This is a genomic window from Actinomyces sp. HMSC075C01 (assembly GCF_001812965.1).
Classification (GTDB): domain Bacteria; phylum Actinomycetota; class Actinomycetes; order Actinomycetales; family Actinomycetaceae; genus Actinomyces; species Actinomyces acetigenes.
In genome coordinates this window covers 305-19,224 of sequence record NZ_KV810973.1, presented here as the reverse complement: position 1 = coordinate 19,224, position 18,920 = coordinate 305, and the positions used below count along the sequence as shown (strand labels likewise).

The 18,920-nt window shown below is 66.4% G+C and carries 14 protein-coding genes and 1 tRNA gene; 13 read left to right on the top strand and 2 right to left on the bottom strand.

The genetic code is table 11. From position 1 onward, the window contains the following. Window positions 1-238 precede the first annotated feature (238 nt). Window positions 239-874, top strand: coding sequence for a transposase (locus HMPREF2883_RS04085; protein WP_256277315.1), 636 nt, complete (start codon window positions 239-241; stop codon window positions 872-874). 116 nt (window positions 875-990) lie between these two features. On the opposite strand, the gene HMPREF2883_RS14645 is transcribed toward HMPREF2883_RS04085, so the two are convergent. Then, window positions 991-3,060 carry a hypothetical protein gene (locus tag HMPREF2883_RS14645; protein WP_141759022.1) on the bottom strand — a complete coding sequence of 690 codons (2,070 nt, stop codon included), beginning with the start codon at window positions 3,058-3,060 and terminating at the stop codon, window positions 991-993. A gap of 259 nt (window positions 3,061-3,319) precedes the next feature. On the opposite strand from HMPREF2883_RS14645, the gene HMPREF2883_RS04080 reads away from it, so the two are divergent. The 6 genes from HMPREF2883_RS04080 (at window position 3,320) to HMPREF2883_RS14025 (ending at window position 9,859) form a co-directional block, all read left to right on the top strand. Beyond that, on the top strand, window positions 3,320-4,663 hold the full coding sequence (locus tag HMPREF2883_RS04080; protein WP_070659102.1) for a hemolysin family protein: 1,344 nt from the start codon (window positions 3,320-3,322) through the stop codon (window positions 4,661-4,663). After that, on the top strand, window positions 4,660-5,739 hold the full coding sequence (locus HMPREF2883_RS04075; protein ID WP_070659101.1) for a hemolysin family protein: 1,080 nt from the start codon (window positions 4,660-4,662) through the stop codon (window positions 5,737-5,739). The genes HMPREF2883_RS04080 and HMPREF2883_RS04075 overlap by 4 nt, the downstream gene beginning before the upstream one ends. Window positions 5,740-6,081: 342 nt before the next feature. Beyond that, window positions 6,082-8,370: a peptidoglycan DD-metalloendopeptidase family protein gene (locus tag HMPREF2883_RS04070; protein WP_256277314.1), complete on the top strand. Its 2,289-nt coding sequence runs from the start codon at window positions 6,082-6,084 to the stop codon at window positions 8,368-8,370. Window positions 8,371-8,382: 12 nt separating this feature from the next. After that, window positions 8,383-9,138, top strand: coding sequence for a glycerophosphodiester phosphodiesterase family protein (locus HMPREF2883_RS04065; RefSeq protein WP_070659099.1), 756 nt, complete (start codon window positions 8,383-8,385; stop codon window positions 9,136-9,138). An 81-nt stretch (window positions 9,139-9,219) separates the two neighbouring features. Then, window positions 9,220-9,489, top strand: coding sequence for a hypothetical protein (locus HMPREF2883_RS04060; protein ID WP_141759021.1), 270 nt, complete (start codon window positions 9,220-9,222; stop codon window positions 9,487-9,489). A 19-nt stretch (window positions 9,490-9,508) separates the two neighbouring features. After that, entirely contained in the window at window positions 9,509-9,859 is a 351-nt protein-coding gene (locus HMPREF2883_RS14025; RefSeq protein ID WP_083313543.1) for a ribbon-helix-helix domain-containing protein, read from the top strand. 104 nt (window positions 9,860-9,963) lie between these two features. On the opposite strand, the gene HMPREF2883_RS04055 is transcribed toward HMPREF2883_RS14025, so the two are convergent. Next, window positions 9,964-10,036, bottom strand: a tRNA-Arg gene (locus HMPREF2883_RS04055). Window positions 10,037-10,168: 132 nt separating this feature from the next. On the opposite strand from HMPREF2883_RS04055, the gene argS reads away from it, so the two are divergent. From argS to thrB, 6 genes are all read left to right on the top strand, one after another. Beyond that, on the top strand, window positions 10,169-11,854 hold the full coding sequence (gene argS / locus HMPREF2883_RS04050; RefSeq protein ID WP_070659098.1) for an arginine--tRNA ligase: 1,686 nt from the start codon (window positions 10,169-10,171) through the stop codon (window positions 11,852-11,854). Between the two features lie 6 nt (window positions 11,855-11,860). Continuing rightward, complete coding sequence (lysA, locus tag HMPREF2883_RS04045) at window positions 11,861-13,321, top strand: diaminopimelate decarboxylase (RefSeq protein ID WP_070659097.1); 1,461 nt, start codon at window positions 11,861-11,863, stop codon at window positions 13,319-13,321. A gap of 487 nt (window positions 13,322-13,808) precedes the next feature. After that, window positions 13,809-15,623 (top strand): DUF7926 domain-containing protein, encoded by a 1,815-nt coding sequence (locus tag HMPREF2883_RS04040; RefSeq protein WP_070659096.1) that lies wholly within the window; start codon window positions 13,809-13,811, stop codon window positions 15,621-15,623. Between the two features lie 257 nt (window positions 15,624-15,880). Then, on the top strand, window positions 15,881-16,048 hold the full coding sequence (locus HMPREF2883_RS15030) for a hypothetical protein (protein ID WP_176747141.1): 168 nt from the start codon (window positions 15,881-15,883) through the stop codon (window positions 16,046-16,048). A 265-nt stretch (window positions 16,049-16,313) separates the two neighbouring features. Beyond that, window positions 16,314-17,642 (top strand): homoserine dehydrogenase, encoded by a 1,329-nt coding sequence (locus tag HMPREF2883_RS04035; protein WP_070659095.1) that lies wholly within the window; start codon window positions 16,314-16,316, stop codon window positions 17,640-17,642. 1 nt (window position 17,643) lies between these two features. Further along, on the top strand, window positions 17,644-18,546 hold the full coding sequence (gene thrB / locus HMPREF2883_RS04030) for a homoserine kinase (RefSeq protein WP_070659094.1): 903 nt from the start codon (window positions 17,644-17,646) through the stop codon (window positions 18,544-18,546). Window positions 18,547-18,920 lie beyond the last annotated feature (374 nt).

Genomic DNA, 18,920 nt, shown 5'->3' with positions numbered 1-18,920 from the left:
GTTTAGGGTGTTTTGTTGGTAATAGCGTGTCGCTAAGTAGGGTGGCGGCTTGCCCTTGAGAGAATCTTTGGTGCTCAAGCCAATCCAACCAAGAAGCAAACCGCCATGACGAATAGTAGCACGAGAATCCCTCGGTGTGAGGTTATGGGCTTGTGCGAGGCCATTTTCGCCGAGAACCCCGATCTGCCGGTCTTCGGGGCGAGGGTGCTGGGGCTGTTCCTGTGCGTGCGCCTGACCCTTGACCTACCTGCGCCACAACCTGCCCCAGGAGCTGCTAGCCGAGCTCTACGGCGTCTCCCAGGCCACCGTCTCCCGCGTCATCAGCACCTACACGCCCCTGATGGCCGCATGCCTGAACGGCAGTGTTCCAACGGTGGAGGACCTGGACCCCACGGCCCAGCTGATCATCGACGGCACCCTGCTTCAGTGCTGGTCCTGGAAGGGCCACCCCGAACTGTACTCCGGTAAGCACAAGACTACGGGGCTGAACGTCCAGGTGGCCTGCACCCTCTCAGGAGCCCTGGCCTGGATCTCCAACCCCCAGGACGGATGCACGCACGACATCCAGGCCCTGCGCCGCTGCGGCCTGCTCGACGTGCCACCCGCCGACCTCCCGGAAGGGGCGTCACCACCCAGGCATATTGGCGACAAGGGGTACATCGGACTGGGCATGATCACCCCGAAAAGAAAACCCGCAAAACTTCCCCTCCGCCCAGACGACAAAGCCTACAACACCATCGTCAACCAGATCCGCTACAAGATCGAAAGAGTCAGCGCCAACATCAAGACCTGGAGAGTCCTGCACACCGGCTACAGAAGACCGCCGGAAACCATCACCGCAGTCCTCGGACTCATATTCACCTACACCCTATGAATAAGCCTCATATTCACATGCACCCCCTAAATAATCCTCAGTGTGCCTGTAGTCGCGTGATTGACTCTAACGCTCATTAGGGTGCAGTCGAACTTATGTGATCGAGGGTTACTAAGCTAATTACGCTTGGATTTTAAATTCTGTAGGAAATTGCTGTACTCGTGAGTCGCGTGCGTGCTGTTCGGGTCGATCTTGATTGCTTGTTTATAAAGTTGCTCTGCATAAACGTAGTCATTCTTTGTATTATATAAGAATGACGCGTAGTTGCAGATTGTCTGGACATCTGTTGGATCTACATCGAGTGTAAGCCTATAAATTTTATCGGCATTGTCGGTGTCGTTAAGCATCGAGTCAAGAAATGCTGCATAATTTCCTAGTATGTCCGCGTTATATGGATATAACGACAGGATGTAATCGTAAATGTCTTTGGTGTGATACGTGTCGTAGAGATACGTATCGTAGAGGTGTTCGTGTAAACTGTTGAAGGTACTGGCGAGTTTAGGGGTGACGCCACGGTGGCTTCGCCTGGATCGACTGGTGGCTGTCCGTAGTGCATGTCGCTCACTCAACCACTTTATCTGTAGAGTTTTGAGAAACGCCCGAATAGGGTTGATTGATAGAAGATTCTGCTTATTCTTTGAACGGATGGTGTATTCTGTGTTTTGCATCGCATTCAGTTCAAATGATTTGATCTCATATGCTGAAGATTCTTCCAAACTAGAACAATAGTTTGTGATTTCCTCCGTGAAGATGTCAACGTGGGTGCTCGGAAGATCTCTTGAAAGTTGAGGTAAAGATAGGGTCAAATTGCTTTGTATGATCGAGATGTCATGCATATAACTTGCCTTGCGCTGAATGTTGTCTAAGAACTTTACGTAGTTTCCAAGGAGTTTGATGTTGTCTGGGTTGGTTAGGATGGCCCGAGCGTACATTTCTTCGATCTGTGTGTTTAAGCCGCCTTTCCTGAACATTGCGATTGCCGCCATGAGAGTTTGTGGGGCATTGAGCTCTAATGTCGATATTGCGTATAGACAATCACGAGAGACTGGCCATCCTGCGTCGCGCTCAGCAATGAAGTCGAGAACCTCCCATTTGTCGTTGGTTGCTCGATTAATGAAAGGAACTACGGAATTGATCGGGGCTGTGGCTTTTCTCCACGCTTCGTCCCAATCTAAGTGGGACGTATCGTTGTAATACACCGCTTCTGCTACCGTTGTTAATTGTGTCCTGGACGCAGGTCCCAGGCCTATTCGTTTCCAGTCGGCGGCTACCTTTATTAGGGCGCTACACTGTGAGTGCGAAGCGTGCTCTTCCGCCAAAGCACTTCTCACATCCTGTGCGCAACTAAGTGATGGGCCAAGTCCGATTTCTTCGACTTCGCTCGCAATTCTTGAATAACTTGTTGTTGCTATCCCGTGGAATTCATTTTGGCTGAGTAGGGTTGAAAGGTGTAGAATCTGAAATCTATTCACGACATCCCACCCGGTTAATTGTTTGAAATCTTTATGGTGTCGTTCCGTATAGGCTGAGTGCGTCATGGTTCCTACTATGACGCACTTGTTGTTGATCCATCGGTTTAGTGTGCCTAGCGTGAGTGACTGATTGCTTAGAAAGCGATCAATGTCGTCGAGTATGATCACGGTTTCCGACGCGGGTTCAAGGTTGTTGTTTAAAAGTACTTCAATATCGTCTTCGTTTCGCGGAAACCAGATAGGCTTGCTGGGCAATTCGGCGCGAACCGCCTCAACCACAAGACGAGTCTTGCCGGCCATGGACGGCCCCTCAATGAGAACGGGTATTCCGTTGTGGAGATGCTCGATCAGCTGATCCTCAATATCTCGGTGAATGAATTCGGTGATATTGTGATTTGAGTGATGGACTCGCAGGGCCTCTAAAGGCTCCTCATTTATGTTGGTTGTGGCCCCTGCTGATTCGGCAATTTGTCGCCTGCGGGAGCGCGTAGAGACCCAGTCGCGGAACTGGGGTGTTGCTGCCGCCGCGGCTCCGACAGCGGCCCCGATGGCGCCTCCTCCTGTTGCCCATGCTGCGCTGTGTGTTGCGAAGTATGGGATCGCGACGCCGGCGACGATGCCTCCAACTGGCGCAAGGAGCCACCAGCCGGACTGGCCCGGATCGGTTGAGTGGACCGCTTTCTGTGGCTTCCGTGGCAGCATCGCAACCTCCATGCTGACTTAGTCTGTGGCGTAGGTTACCTGAATCGTGAGAATTCAGTGCCCCGGCGATGCGTACCTGAGGCCTGGCGCCGGTCTCGGCCTCACTACTGCGGCGGTGGTACCGTTCGGTCACTATGCGATCGGCTTTCCGCCGGGCCTCAAGGCGCCGCCCCCGCACGCACCGCGCCTCCTTGCCCGCCTCTGACCCCCCCCACCCCGACTCGTTCGTCTCCAGTGCCCACGCCGCATCCCGCGTGGGGGAGGGGCCCGCATGACCGACTGGCTCATGATCGCCGTCGGCGTGGTCCTCACCGTGGGCACCGCCCTGTTCGTTGCCGGCGAGTTCTCCCTGGTCGCCCTCGACCCCTCCACCGTCGAGACCCGCGCCGCCACCGGCGACAAGCGCGCCACCACCGTCCGGCGCGCCCTGGGGCGCCTGTCCACCCTCCTGTCCGGTGCCCAGGTCGGCATCACCCTGACCACCGTGCTCCTGGGCTACACCATGCAGGCTGCCCTCGCGAACCTGCTCACCGGCCTCATGAGCCACTGGCTGGCCGCCTCCGTGGCCACCGGCGCCGCAGTGGTCATCGCCCTCATCGTCGTCAACGCCTTCTCCATGGTCATCGGCGAGCTCATCCCCAAGAACGTCACCCTGGCCGACCCCATGCGCGCCGCAGGCCTCGTGATCCCCTTCGTCATGGGCTTCACCACCCTCCTCAAGCCCCTCATCGTCCTGCTCAACGGCGCCGCCAACGCCGTCCTGCACGCCATGGGCATCGAACCCGCCGAAGAGCTCAGCGGCACCCGCAGCGCCGGCGAGCTCGCCTCCCTCGTGCGCCACAGCGCCGAGGAAGGCACTCTCGACGCCTCCACCGCCACCCTGCTCACCCGCTCCATCGGACTGGGGGCGCTGACCGCCGTGGACGTTATGACCGACCGCGGCCGCCTCCACACCCTCGAGGCCGATGACTCCGCCGAGGACGTCGTGCACCTGGCCCGCGCCACCGGCCACTCCCGCTTCCCCGTCATCGGCCGCGACGTCGACGACGTCATGGGCATCGTCCACCTGCGCCGCGCCATCGGCGTCCCCTACGAGCGGCGCGCCGACGTCCCCGTCGCCTCCACCTCCCTCATGACGCCCGCGCCCCGCGTCCCCGAGACCATGCCGCTGGCCGACCTGCTCGTCGAGCTGCGCGCCCAGGGCTCCCAGATGGCGATCGTCGTCGACGAGTACGGCGGCACCGCCGGTGTCGTCACCCTCGAGGACGCCGTCGAGGAGGTCGTCGGGGACGTCGCCGACGAGCACGACCGCCGCCGCGCCGGCGCCCACCTCGACCCCTCCGGACACTGGGTCGTCCCCGGGTGGATGCGCCCCGACGAGCTCGCTACCCGCGCCGCCATCCAGGTCCCCGACGACGGCCCCTACGAGACCCTCGGCGGCCTGGTCATGACCGAGCTCGGCCGCATCCCCGCCGTCGGCGACGTCGTCGACCTGCCCCACGCCTCCCTGACCGTCGACGCCATGGACGGGCGCCGCGTCACCCGCCTCCACGTGCGCCCCAAGGACCCCGAGACCGCGCCCGGAAGCCAAGGACCAGAGGGGGAGCGCCGATGAGTACGCCAATCGCCCTCCTGATCACCGTCATCCTCCTGGCCGGCAACGCCTTCTTCGTCGGCGCCGAGTTCGCCGTCACCTCCTCGCGCCGCAGCCAGCTCGAGCCACTGGCCGAGGTCGGCGACGCCCGCGCCGCCACCGCCCTGTGGGCTCTGCAAAACATCTCGCGCATGCTGGCCACCGCCCAGCTCGGCGTCACCCTGTGCTCCACCGGCCTGGGTGTTGTCGCCGAGCCGGCCATCGCCCACGTCCTAGAGCCCCTGCTGGCGACCGTCGGCGTCGGGCACGCCGGCTCCCACGCCGTCGCCGTCGTCATCGCCCTGGTCATCGTCGTGGGCCTGCACGTCGTCGCCGGGGAGATGGTGCCCAAGAACATCTCCATCGCCTCCCCGGAGAAGGCCGTGCGCTGGCTCGCCCCGCCCCTGGTGTGGTGCTCGCGCGTCTTCAGCCCCGTGGTCAACGCTCTCAACGGCTTCGCCAACGGGGCTCTCAAAGTCCTGGGTATCGAGGCCAAGGAGGAGATCGCCGCCGCCTTCAACGCCGAGGAGGTCGCCTCCATCGTCGAGCGCTCCACCGCCGAAGGCGTCCTGGAGGACTCCACCGGTCTGCTCAGCGGCGCCCTGGAGTTCTCCGAGGAGACCGCCGGCAGCGTCATGGTGCCCCTGAGCGAGCTCGTCACCCTGCCCCAGGACTGCACCCCGGAGGACGTGGAGCGGGCCGTGGCCTCCACCGGCTTCTCCCGCTTCCCGCTCGTCGCCGACCAGGCCGCGGTTGACCAGGGGGAGGAACCCGTCATCACCGGCTACCTGCACCTCAAGGACATCCTCTACGCCGACGGCGCCGAGCGCACCGAGCCGGTACCCGCCTGGCGCGCTCGCGCACTCGTTCCCGTCGGCTACGACGACGAGGTCGAGGAGGCGCTGGCGGCCATGCAGCGCTCAGGGGCCCACCTTGGGCACGTGCGCAACGCGCAAGGGCGCTTCATCGGGGTCCTCTTCCTGGAGGACATCCTCGAAGAGCTCGTCGGCGAGGTCAACGACGCCATGCAGCGCGAGGAGCACCAGCGCCGTGACTAAATCGTGATTTAAAGGGTGGAGTCGGCGGATACTTACAACATGGGCCGTCTCGGGCGACCATTGTCGAGCGCTGAGCAGACAGCGGTATACAGGTGCTGATTCGTTCGTATGACACGGGATTCTCGTGTCGGGCCGGCTGCGTGGATAGAACTGCAGGGTTTGCGTAAGAAGTGCAGGTCACACAAAGGTGTGCTGGTTCTCCTGGCAAGACCCACAGGAGACCGCTACTGTTTTAACCGAGTACAACCCAGGCTGTCGCCCTGGCAGCCGCCACGTCGTGACTGCCGGTTTGTCGGCAGCGACGACTTCCCTATGACACTCAGCCATCTGGAGGCTTCCCGCGTGACCCCGCAGCCCATGAGTCGACGCCAGCGTCGTGAGGCGGAACGTGCTGCCGAAGCCGCTCGCCAGGTCGCTGAGGCACAGGTCGCAGCCGCCCCGTCGTCACCGTCGACGACACACACCACTCACGTCGCCGGGGTCACTCGCCGCTCACGTCGCGACCTCCACGCCGAGAACGGCGTCGCCTCCAGTCCCATCACCGCTCCGAACCCGTCGGCTCTTCCCGACGTTCCGCTTGCCCCGCAGAAGCAGAACCACCTGCAGCGGCCCGTGGCGCCGGCAGCGGCGTCAGACACGCGGACGGGAGCGCGCCCAGGGAGCGATGCGGCGCCGTCGGTCTTCGGAGACCAGGCACCGTCGCAGCCCGTCGCACCGATGAGCCGGATGGCTCGCCGGCGTCAGAGCGCCATTGAACAGCCCGAGCCCACCTCGCATCAGCCCGAGCAGCCACAGGCCTCGGCGCCTCAGGGGTACAGCTCCGCATCTGCGGCCCCGTCCGTCTTCTCCCCCTCAGCACAGGTCGCCGGCGACACTCGCCCCACCCGGCGCTCCCGCAAGGACCTGCGGACCGCCCAGGTCTTCGAGGACACCCAGCAGACGCGGGAGAACCCCGCCGTCGAGAGTGCTGCGCAGCCCCAGGCTCACCGCCCCGAGGACCACTCCGAGAGCTGCCACGACCAGCGCCGCTCTCATCGTGCCCACCAGGCCGCGCCCGCAGAGACACCATCAACGCCCTCGGCGCTGTCGCCCCTGGTTGCGGCCTCACTGGCCGAGTCCACCTCAGGGCTCGGGCCCGCATCCGCTCACCCCACCAGCGCCACGCCGTGGTGGGCCGCTAGTGACACGGCTTCTGCTTCGCCCAGTGACACGCAGCGTCATCGGCACGCAGCCGCGCAGACCGCCCCCGCCGAGCCGGAAGCCGGGGTGACCTCCGAACCTGCCTCCCGATCCGCGGGCCGCCGCCGGCAACGCGCCTCAGCAGTAGCCCCCGCCGGCGCCTCGACCGCCTCGGCCAACCCCGTCGTCGCCTCCACGCCCCACCACGCCGCCTCTTTCGGCGTCCCCGGCACGCAGACGGACGGCGCCGCCACCCAGGCGCCGCGAGCCGAAGCGCCAGCGCCCGTGGAGCTGGCTCCCCAGGCGCCCTCCGCACCCGAGACGCCCCATGAGATCCGGTTCTCGCAGCGGATCACGGACTTCCGCGGCGCCGAGACCATCGAGGTCCCCGAGGTCCGCAAGATCATGGCCGCACGCAAGGCCGGGGTGCCGCTCGCGGATGAGGAGACCATCCACGCCATCAAGGCCGCCCGGAGCGCCAGGAAGACCAAGTCCGCGCGGACGGCCGCCCAGGCCAAGCGAGGCAAGGCAGCCGACGAGGCCGCCGCCCCGACGTCGTCGGTCAGGGCCAAGGCAGCATCGAAGCCGGACACGCACCGCGACTCCTCAACCGGTCCCGCCCCAGCCCGTCCTGTCCGCCGCCGCACCGGCTCCGGGATCCTGGGGCGCACCGCCGTCCTGTCGGTCCTGGCCATGGCCACAGTGCTCGCCCCCTTGTCCAGCCACCTCGACAACACCCCGCTGGCCTCGGCCGCCATGAAGATGCACCCCAGCAGCTCCACCACGCAGAGCCCGGCCGCCGCTGGGACGAAAGCCTCCTCCGTGGCCAGCGCCGTGCTCGGCAGCGACGACCTGGACGACGACTCCGACACCCAGCTGTCCAACGTGCCCGACGCCGCCACCCGGGCCAGGATCCGCGAGGCCTACCAGAACGCTGCCAAGACCTGCTCCTCAGCCACCGGCGCCTCCGGCGACACCAGTGCCTTCAGCTCCAAGCCGCAGCTGTTCTACCCGATGCTTCCGGGCACCTACGAGATCTCCTCCGAGTACGGTTACCGCACCCACCCCACCCTCGGCTACCGCAAGCTGCACGCCGGGCAGGACATGGCCGCTCCCGTGGGGACACCCATCTACGCGGCCGCCGCCGGCACCGTCACCACCGCCGGCATGGTCGACGGCACCGGAACCATCACCATCAAGCACGAGATCGATGGCCAGGTCTGGTACACCAGCTACCTGCACATGTACGAGGACGGTATTTACGTCAAGGCCGGTGACACCGTCACGGCCGGCCAGATGATCGCCGGAGTGGGTAACACGGGCCGGTCCTCCGGTTCTCACCTGCACTTCGAGGTGCGCACCAAGGACGACACCGCCGACGAGTCCACCGTGGAGCCGTGGGGCTGGCTCAAGCAGCACAACGCCGTCGAGCTCACCACCAACTGCAGCTGAGGGAGACCCACTGTGCCGCCTGCCGCGTCACGAACCCGCCGCCCTGCCGTCATCGCCCACCGCGGCGGCGGACGCGAGGTTCCTGAGAACACCTGGAGCGCCGTCGAGCACGTGGCCGCGCTCGGGCTGGAGTGGATGGAGACCGACCTTCGGTTGACCGCCGACGGCGTCGTCGTGCTCAGCCACGACGAGGACCTGTACCGCACCGCGAACGACCCCCGCACCGTCGGCGAGGTCATGTGGGCCGAGCTGGCCGACCTCGACTCCGGCGACGGGCGCGGCTTCGTCCGACTCGACGACGCCCTGTACGCCCATCCGGAGATGAAGTTCAACATCGACCTCAAGGACTCCAGCGTTGTCCAGGCCGCCCTGCAGACGGTGCGCGACGCCCAGGCCCTCGACCGAGTCCGGTTCGCCTCCTTCTCTGCTCGTCGACTGGCCGTGCTGCGCCGCCAGGAGCCACGGGCCATGACCTCACTGGGCGTCAGTGACGTGCTTGGACTCATGCTGCGCAGCGAGGCGGCCGTCCCCCTGCCCCAGACCCGCTGGGGCTGGACCCGCGGCAGGGTCGACGCCGTCCAGGTGCCGGAGAGCTACCACGGCGTCCCGGTGGTCACCCGCCGCTTCGTGGCCTCCGCGCACACCGCGGGCCTGGAGGTCCACGTCTGGACAGTGGACGACCCCGAGCGGATGCGCCACCTGGCCGACCTCAACGTGGACGCCATCATGACCGACGTCCCCAGCCTCGCCCTGAAGACCCTGGGATGACGTTGGACGATAGGGGTCGCACCGCTGAGCAGCGGTGTAAGGAGTCTTGCTCACCTCTATCCTCGGTACTACCATAATGTGGTGAGGTTCGAGTTCAGCGATTCTGCGGACAAGCATGGCGTGCCCCGCTCCGATGCCGAGTACGCCGTCATGCATCACGTCGACTACGAGATCCTCCAACCCCGCCGTGCAGGTGAGCAGTCATTCATGTTCGTCGGTCTGCCCCACCCGCAGGCACTGCGCTACCTCGAAGTCGGCGTTGCCGTTGACGGTCGTGGTCGACGCACCATCTTCCATGTCATGGAGGTCACTGATCTCTACCGTCACCTTGTTCCACCCGTCGACCACTGACCGACCAGATAGAGCCGCTATGTCTCCTGATTCCACACGCGCCCCTTTCACTGATGCTGAGCAGGCCTATTACAACCAGTTCGATGAGGACGTCACCGCGGGCCGCGTGCCCACCGTCGGACGCGGATCCGGCCGTGACGGCTCACGCATCAGCGACACAGATCTTGATGCCATCCTCCGTGGCCGCCCAGGACTCGGACAGGCCCACGCCACCGGCCGTGGACGCTCCCCGCGCCGCCAGGTCCGTCTTCCAGAGCACACCAACGCGGCTCTTGACGCCTATATCGAGAAGCACGGCACTACCGCCAGTGCCGTCATTCGTGATGCCGTTGAGGCTTATCTTTCCCATGAGAACACGCCAGCCGCATGATGACCGGTCTGAGCGATGGACACACGTTGTTCCTGTTCCGTTGTCATGCCTCGAATTACATGAGCGAGCCCCCGCCGCGGGTGGCGACAGGGGCTCGGAGGCGGTGCCCCGGACAGGATTCGAACCTGCGACCTTCTGCTCCGGAGGCAGACGCTCTATCCACTGAGCTACCGGGGCCCGAGGCGTGACTGTACCAGCGTCCCGGTCCCGGTGCGAAACCGGCACGAGACTGCGACATGTCCCACGATGCCCGGCAGCTGTCGGCCTCCCTCGTGATCCGGCCTGTCCGTTGACGGTACGCTGACGCGCGTGACCCCAGAAGAGCTTGCCGCAGCCATCCGCACCGTTCTGGAGGAGGCCTCCGCCGAGGGCTCCCTCGCCCTGACCTCCGCCGAGATTCCCGCCCCCCGCGTCGAGCGCCCTCGCAACCGCGATCACGGTGACTGGTCCACCAACGTGGCCATGCAGCTGGCCAAGAAGGCCGGCACCAAGCCGCGCGATCTCGCTGAGCTCCTCGTCCCGCGCCTTGAGGTCCTCGACGGCATCGTCTCCGTGGAGGTCGCCGGCCCCGGCTTCCTCAACATCCGCCTCGACGCCGCCAGCGCCGGCGAGCTCGCCCGCTCCATCGTCGAGGCCGCAGAGGCCTACGGCCGCAACGACTCCCTGAGCGGCCAGCACATCAACCTCGAGTACGTCTCGGCCAACCCCACCGGGCCGGTCCACCTGGGTGGCGCCCGCTGGGCCGCCGTCGGCGACTCCCTGGCCCGAATCCTGTCCGCCTGCGGTGCCCAGGTCACCCGGGAGTACTACTTCAACGACCACGGCACCCAGATTGACCGCTTCGCCCGCTCCCTGCTGGCCTCCGCCCGCGGCGAGCAGACCCCTGAGGACGGCTACGGCGGCGCCTACATCAGCGAGATCGCCCAGCAGGTGACCGCCGACGAGCTCGCCGCCGGCCGCCCCGACCCGGCCACCCTGCCCGACGCCGAAGCCACCGAGGTCTTCCGCTCCCGCGGCGTCGACCTCATGTTCGCCGCCGTCAAGGCCGAGCTGCACGCCTTCCGCTCCGACTTCGACGTCTTCTTCCACGAGGACTCCCTGCACACCTCCGGCGCCGTCGAGCGCGCCATCGCCCGCCTGCGTGAGCGCGGTGTCATCGAGGAGCGCGACGGCGCCACCTGGCTGCGCACCACCGACTTCGGGGATGACAAGGACCGCGTCCTCATCAAGTCCGACGGCAACGCCGCCTACTTCGCCGCCGACCTCGCCTACTACCTGGATAAGCGCGAGCGCGGCGCCGATTGCGCCGTCTACCTGCTCGGGGCCGACCACCACGGCTATATCGGCCGGATGATGGCCATGTGCGCGGCCTTCGGGGACACCCCCGGCACCAACATGCAGATCCTCATCGGTCAGCTCGTCAACCTCGTGCGCAACGGCGTCCCAGTGCGCATGTCCAAGCGCGCCGGCACCATCGTCACCCTGGAGGACCTGGTCGACGCCGTCGGCGTGGACGCTGCCCGCTACGCCCTGGCTCGTTCCTCCATGGACTCCATGATCGACATCGACCTGGACCTGCTGGCCTCCTCCACCTCCGACAACCCCGTCTACTACGTCCAGTACGCTCACGCCCGCACCCGCAACGTGGCCCGCAACGCCGCCGAGCACGGCGTGAGCCGCGACCCGAACGAGGCGCCCTTCGAGCCCGGTGCCCTGGACGATCCAGCCGACGCCACCCTCCTGGGGGTCCTGGCCCAGTTCCCCGCCACCGTGGCCCAGGCCGCACAGCTGCGCGAGCAGCACCGCGTGGCCCGCTACCTCGAGCAGCTCGCCGCCGCCTACCACGCCTGGTACGGCGCCACTCGCGTCACCCCCCGTGGGGACGACGCCGTGAGCGCCGGGCACGTGGCCCGCCTGTGGCTCAACGACGCCGTCGGTCAGGTCCTGGCCAACGGGCTCGACCTGCTGGGCGTGAGCGCGCCCGAGAGGATGTGAGAGTCGATGACCGACCAGATTCCCGCCGGTGAGCCGCCCCTGGGGGCGCTGGCCTGCCCCGAGCCTGAGGACCGTCCCGACCTGTGGCCCACGACGGCGCGGCGCACGGACGACGGCGAGCTCGCTCTGGGCGGGCTGACCGTCTCCGAGATTCTCGCCGGGGCCCCCAGCCCCGTCTTCGTCCTGGACGAGGCCGACCTGCGCGGCCGAGCAGCCTCCTGGGCCGCCGCCATGCACGAGGAGTTCTGGCCCAGTTACGGCATGGCCGGGGGAGAGGCCTTCTACGCAGGCAAGGCCTTCCTGACCACCAAGGTCGCCCAGTGGGTCCTGGAGGAGGGCATGGGCATCGACACCGCCAGCCGCGGCGAGCTCGCCGTGGGACTGGCCGCTCTGCAGGAGGTGGACGGGGCGGAGGCCACCACGGACGCCACCCGTCTGGGCCTGCACGGCAACGGCAAGACGCAGGCTGAGATCGCCGTCGCCCTCACCCACCACGTGGGCCACCTCGTCCTCGACTCCCTTGAGGAGGTTGACCTCGCCGTCCGCGCCGTGCGAGAGCTGCGCGCCAGCGGCGCCTACGGGGCCGAGGAGACCGGCAAGGTCATGGTGCGCCTGACCACCGGTGTGCACGCCGGTGGCCACGAGTACATCTCCACCGGCCACGAGGACCAGAAGTTCGGCCTCTCCGTCCACGCCGGTACCGCCCGGCAGGCCATCGACGCAATCATCGCCGCCCCCGAGCTCGAGCTGCACGGGCTGCACTCCCACATCGGCTCCCAGATCCTGGACCTGGCCGGCTTCCGGGAGGCCGTCGGCATCGTCCTCACCCTGCGCCACGAGGTCGCCGCAGATACCGGGCACCTGTGCCCGGAGGTCGACCTGGGCGGTGGCTACGGCATCGCCTACACCGGGGCCGACCCGGTGCCGCCCAGCCCGGCGCAGGTCGCCCGCACCCTGGCTGAGGCCGTGCGCGAGACCTGCGAGCGCCTTGGAGACGAGGTCCCCACCGTCTCCATCGAGCCCGGCCGTGCAGTCGCCGGCCCGACGACGGTCACCCTCTACACCGTCACCGGCCTCAAGCACGTCGAGCTGGGGGAGGGGGCCTCACGCCTCTACGTCAGCATTGACGGCGGCATGAGCGACAACATCCGCCCCGCCCTCTACGAGGCCGCATACACGGCCCTGGTCGCCAACCGCCGCCCCAACCCGCAGGCCGGGCTGGTGCGCAGCCGGGTGGTGGGCAAGCACTGCGAGTCCGGCGACGTCGTCGTGCGTGACGTGGACCTGCCCGCCGACCTGGCCGTCGGCGACGTGCTGGCCGTTCCCGCCACTGGTGCCTACGGGCGCTCCATGGCCTCCAACTACAACCTCTTCACCCGCCCCGGCGTGCGCTGGGTGCGCGAGGGCGAGTCGGGCTGGGTCCTGCGCCCCGAGACCATCGAGGACCTCATTCGCCTCGAGGGCTGAGGTCTCCGTTCGGTCATTCGCTGAAGCGCCGTCGTTCCAGGAACGATTCCTGCAACGACGGCGTTTCTGCATGTGTCCTGATAAAATAATGAGTCGAGTCTGAAAACGACAATATTCTTAAAGAAGACTGAGTGTATCTGCTTCGAAGTCCGGGTGGATGGTCAATTGTTTTGGAGGGCTGACACAACTGCACTGCGGCCTGCCTGACAGGGGCGGCACAGGGTTGGCATAGCTTGACGGTAGATGACTTGTAGGATTCCTACAAAATAACGAGTTGACGCTTGTCAGAATAGGCAAATTCAGATGTGATGAGACTGTGACGTCGTGCGTGTTTTGAGTGTTCCCTATTCCCAAACAGTCGGTTTGTGACACAGTGGTCTTGGTCATCACGGGGCGGCCTTTCCTTCTCCTGAACAGACGGTGGGAACGTTCGGTGATGCTTCACAAGGCAGACCCTTGTCATCTATGCCAGGAATCCGGAGAACCCATGAACACCATGTCCACGGGCGCCGCCTCTCGGCCGGCCCTCACACGAGGGGCGGTGAGGGGGGCCGCCGCCATCCTCACTCTCTTCCTTGTCGCGATCCTGTCTCAGTTCGCTCCTCAGGCGAGCGCTGAGCAGAACAAGAGCGTCAACGTCACCAACCTGTCTCTGACTCGGGTGGACGGCAACAACATTGAGCAGGAAGGGAAGCTCAACACCTACGACCTCGCCCGCCTCAGCTTCGACTGGAGCGGCGTCGACGCCAACCTCAAGAGCGGCGACTCCTTCACGATCGGTCTGGGTGAGTACTTCACCAACCTGCAGAACAGCGAGACCCACCCGATGACCGTCGAGTACGGCGGCAAGGATGTCGAGGTCGGTACCTGCACCCTGACCGTCAAGGATGTCACCTGCACCTTCAACTCCAAGGTTGACGAGCTCAAGGCCGCCGGCTTCCACAACTTCAAGGGTTCCGGCTCCGCCCTGGTGTCCGTCGCCAAGGCCACCGACGTGCAGTCCGTTGACTTCACCGTCAACGGCGTCACCACCACCGTCACCCTGCCCGGTGGCGGCGGCATCGGCGGCCCCAAGGAGAGCGACTGGGAGCTCACCAAGTGGGCCTCCAGCTTCTACAACAACTACAAGGAGCTGACCTGGGGTGTGAACTTCGGGACCAACCAGACCACTGGTGACAAGCTCGGCAAGACCTTCGACGGCTCCCGCCAGAGCATCGTCTTCACCGACACCCTCGGTGGCGGCATGACCTTCAACCAGGCTGACTCCACCCGCACGGTCCTCAACCTGCGCCCGGCTGACGGCAAGTCCATCCCGCTGACCAACGCCGCCGGCCAGGACGCCACCACCCAGTACGGTGACTACGACGTCAAGGTCACCTACTCCCAGGACGGCCGCACTGCGACCTACGAGGTGACCGGTCCGTTCCAGAACGGCACCAACTTCACTCTGGAGTACCCCGTCTCCTTCGTGGACGCCAACGGTAACGCCGTCGCCGCCACGCGGGGCACCTCCTACGAGAACACCGTTAACCTCAACGGCACGGACCTGACCAGCACCCAGAAGCAGTCCTACGTCCAGTACTTCGACATCTCGGTCCAGATGGAGCCCGGCTTCGGCAGCTTCAACGTGACCAAGGTCATCGAGGGTGAGGCCGCCGCGAAGGCCGCCGGCTCCAGCTTCGTCGTCGACGTCGCCTACGAGCTGCCGGCCGCTGCCAGCTCCTACCCGGACTGGAAGGCTCCCGAGGGCCAGAAGGCCACTGGCGAGGGCCGCACCGGAACCTCCTCCGTCACGGTCAAGCCCGGTGAGCCGGTCGCCTTCGACGGCACCTTCCCCGTGGGCACCAAGGTCACGCTCACCGAGGACCCCTCCAAGGCCCAGCCCGCCGCTTCCGGCTTCAGCTGGGGTGAGCCGGTCTTCACCATCGACGGCCAGAAGACCAACACCTTCACCGTCCGTGACCAGGAGATCGTCAAGGTCTCTCTGACCAACACGACGACGACCACCTCGACGCCGCCGACGACCACGCAGACTCCGCCCGCGGTGACCACGCCGCCGACGACCACGCAGACCCCGCCCACCACGGTGGACAACCCGCCTGCCACCCCGCCGACCACCACGCAGCAGCCGCCGAGCACCCCGGGTGCTCCGGTGCCGCCCACCTCCACCCCGAAGACGCCGAACGGTGGTACCCCGCCGCTGGCGCACACCGGTGCTAACGCTGTTGCGCTCGTGCTGCTCGCCGGCGCCGGCCTGGGTGGCGGTGCCCTCCTGGTGGCTCGTCGCCGCAACGCCTCCTGAACGCGGGTAACCGCTTCTCGAGCCTGAACGCTCTGTCATCAGAGCCCATCCAGTGGCCCCGACCCGGTTGAACCGGGTCGGGGCCACTGGCCGTCTGCGCCCAGGGGGCGGACAGTATCCCGCAGGCTTCGCTCGCGGTACCTGCCGGAAGCAGGAGATCCTCGTCCGATCGTCTCAGCCATAGGGAGGAGGAGCCCTTCTCGCCAATCGTTCTCCTGAGGGGCGCTTATCGCAGCGCTGCTTTCTAACCTGAAGGCATGAGCGCAGCAACCTCCTCCTCTCCGTCCACACTGACCTCCTTCCTCTCCTCCCTGGAGCAGCCGCCTCCGGCCTGGGGGTACTCCGACAGCGCGGCCGCCCCGACGTCCATGGGCCTGGGCCGGGTGATCACTCGGCTGCTCAAGCAGATCATCTGGCGGCGTTGAGCGCCTTCACTTCGCGCGCCGTCACAGGTGGGCGCCGGAAGCAACCTGCCCGGGCCCATCAAGCCGGGGAGCACGGGACCTGCCGTGTGTCCTCAGGCGGACACGCAAGCGCTTCACGGTCGATGGCCCTTATGCTGGCCCGCGGCGATGGTCATCGCCGGTGAGCGGTCGGTTGACCGCGCCTGCCGATCGGCCCATCGCATGACGCAGTCGAAGTGCCCACGCGCGGCACGCAACACAGCACACACAGCAAGGTGGTCATTCCGTGGCTCAAGACCTCTCACCCGCCCAGCGCACACTCTCCGTCGGCGTCCTCGGCGCCGGGACCGTCGGCAGCCAGGTCATTCGCCTCCTCACCGAGCAGGCCGACGACTTCGCCGCCCGCTCCGGCGCGCGTCTTGAGATCACGGGCGTCGCCGTCCGCGATGTCAACGCGCCGCGTGACTTCGCCGTCCCCCAGGACCTCCTCACCGATGACGCCACCGCTGTCGCCACCGGGAACGACCTGGTCATCGAGCTCATCGGCGGGATCGAGCCGGCCCGCACCCTCACCCTGGCCGCCTTCAAGGCCGGGGCCAGCGTCATCACCGGCAACAAGGCCCTCATCGCGGCCCACGGTCCCGAGCTCTACACCGCCGCGGCGGCCGCCGGCACCGACTTCTACTACGAGGCCGCCGTCGCCGGAGCCATTCCCGTGGTCTACGCGCTGCGCGAGTCCATGGCCGGCGACCGCGTCACCAGCGTGCTCGGCATCGTCAACGGCACCACCAACTACATCCTCGACGAGATGAGCACCAAGGGCCTGTCCTTCGAGACCGCCCTGGCCACCGCCCAGGAGCTCGGCTACGCCGAGGCAGACTCCACCGCCGACGTCGACGGTCTGGACGCCGCCGCCAAGGCCGCCATCATCGCCTCCCTCGCCTTCCACACCCGGGTGGGCCTCGACGACGTCTCCGTCGAGGGCATCCGCAAGGTCACCGCCGACGACATCCGCGAGGCCCACGCCTCGGGCTGCGAGCTCAAGCTGCTCGCCATCGCCCAGCGCCGCGAGGACGAGCATGCACAAGGCGTCTCCGTGCGGGTCCACCCCGCCCTCGTGCCCAACGACCACCCTCTGGCCAGCGTTCACGGCGCCTACAACGCCGTCCTGGTCGAGGCCGAGAGCGCCGGGCGCCTCATGTTCTACGGTCAGGGAGCAGGGGGAGCCCCGACGGCCTCCGCGGTCCTGTCCGACGTCGTCGCCGCCGCCGCCCACCGGGTCCACGGCGGTCAGGCCCCCCGCGAGTCCTCCTACGCGAGCCTGCCGGTCCTCGGCCCCGAGGCCGCCGTCACCCGCTACCAGATCCAGCTGCGCTCCGACGACGCCGTCGGCTCCCTGGCCGCAATGGCCTCCGTCTTCGCCGAGAACGGGGTCTCCATCAACTCGGTGCGCCAGAGCGCCTACGTCACCTCCGACGGCAGCCAGGACCAGGCCGTCGTCACCTTCGTGACCCACCCGGCCCCCGTCTTCCACCTCGACGCCGCGGTCGAGGCGCTACGAGTCTCGGACCGGGTCGCCGAGGTCGTCTCCATCCAACGTGTCGAGGGTGAGTGACATGCGCATCGTCTACGAGTGTGCGGCCGTCCGGGTCCCGGCCACGACGGCGAACATGGGGCCAGGCTTCGACTCCTTCGGCATGGCCTTCCGCTACTACGACGAGGTCTCGGTGCGGCCGATCACCGGCACCACCCGCGTCATCGTCGAGGGCGTGGGCGCAGAGACGGTCCCCACCGATGACAACAACCTCGTCGTGCAGGCCCTGCGGGCCGGCCTCGACGCCGTCGGCGCCCCACAGGCCGGCTTCGAGATGCGCTGCGTCAACCGGATCCCCCACGGCGGGGGTATGGGATCGTCCGCCAGCGCCGCCGTGGCCGGACTCATGCTGGCGCGCGGCCTCATCTCCGAGCCGGAGGCCCTCAGCGACGACCGGATCTTCGCCCTGGCCACCGACTTCGAGGGCCACCCCGACAACGTCGCCCCGGCCGTGTTCGGAGGCGCCACCGTCGCCTGGGTCGAGCGCGGCGGGCACCCGCGTATGGCGCCCATGCCCGTGGACGCCACCCTCGGGGTGAGCCTGCTCATCCCGCCGGCGACGACGCGCCTGTCCACCAAGGAGGCCCGTCAGGTCCTGCCGGTCTCCGTTCCGCGCGAGGACGCCCTGTTCAACACCTCCCGGGCCGCCGTGCTCATGCTGGCGCTCGCCGGACGCCCCGACCTGCTCATGGCCGGCACTGAGGACCGGCTCCACCAGGAGTACCGACGCGGGGTCCTGCCCGCCTCGATGGCGGTCATGGACTCCCTGCGCGAGCAGGGCTATCCGGCCGTCATCTCCGGTGCGGGCCCCACGGTGCTGGTCCTGTCCACGCTGGCCGACCAGACCCGTTTCGCCCTGGAGAACCACGGCTGGAGCGTGCTCAGCCCCGGAATCGACACCCGCGGGGCGGTCCTGACCTCCTGATCCGCGCGAACGGCTTTTTCGTCCGCCTCTCGATCGAGGGCGTCCTCGAGTCCGAGGACGCCCGCGATCTGCGTCCGCCTCGAATCTCCGGTGAGGTGTGCTGTCTCCTCACTTCTGAGACATGTGGGGGTTATGACTTCTGAGGTACTCGCTCGGAGGGGAACCAGGGGCAGGCTGGTGGTCCTGGAGGCGAGGGTGGCCTCAAGGCGGTGGCCTCAAGGCGAGGCCTGACGGGGTGTGGGTGTCCATGGTGCTGACATCACAGGCGCACCGGCGCCGCCCGCCGCAGAAGAACCGCAGGATTCCAACGATCTGCGCCGGGCGTGTCGACGCCGGGCTTGTTCATGTCAGCGCTGTGGACACCGGGCCGCGCA